The sequence below is a fragment of the Staphylococcus sp. GDY8P198P genome, assembly GCF_017891615.1.
Classification (GTDB): domain Bacteria; phylum Bacillota; class Bacilli; order Staphylococcales; family Staphylococcaceae; genus Staphylococcus; species Staphylococcus cohnii.
Genome location: NZ_JAESJQ010000009.1, coordinates 496 through 1009 on the forward strand (window position 1 = coordinate 496; position 514 = coordinate 1009).

At 27.4% G+C, this 514-nt stretch carries 1 protein-coding gene; it reads right to left on the reverse strand.

Features of this window, described 5'->3' with window-relative positions:
* On the reverse strand, positions 1-181 hold a 181-nt coding region (locus KA824_RS09220), incomplete at its 3' end, for a hypothetical protein (protein ID WP_210133260.1).
* Positions 182-514 lie beyond the last annotated feature (333 nt).

A 514-nucleotide genomic window follows, 5' to 3' on the forward strand; every position in this document is an offset into this window, starting at 1 on the left:
TTCTCGGCATAAATGCGTGTTCTATTTTTTGTTTTCTGAAGGTTTCCAAAATAAAACCACAGCCATAAAAAATAAGAAATAAATAATAAACCAAAAATCTAAATGACTTTGATTTATTTGCTGATATATAAAAACAAACATCAAAATAGACAGAAGTAATTGCACAGAAAAACGTAACCACATAAAAATATAACCTCCTTTTTTAAAAAACTTTATCACAAGAACTATTTGAATTTTAAATGCCTTTATTTTGAATTTTAAGGGGGCATTTTAAAGATTTAGGGGTAAATCATATAGTTTTATACCTAAATACTTACATAAGCTCTTAAAACACAAATATGAACCAAATAAATATATTCTAATTTCATAAACACATTTTTGATCTAAACCAGTGATAAATTTTTTAGACACTGCCCATTTACATGCAAACTTAAAAGTTAACATGAAAACTGGTCAACCATGCCGGTTGAACGCTATAGTTCCTGCAGGGGCAAAAATACATAAAAAAACGCTA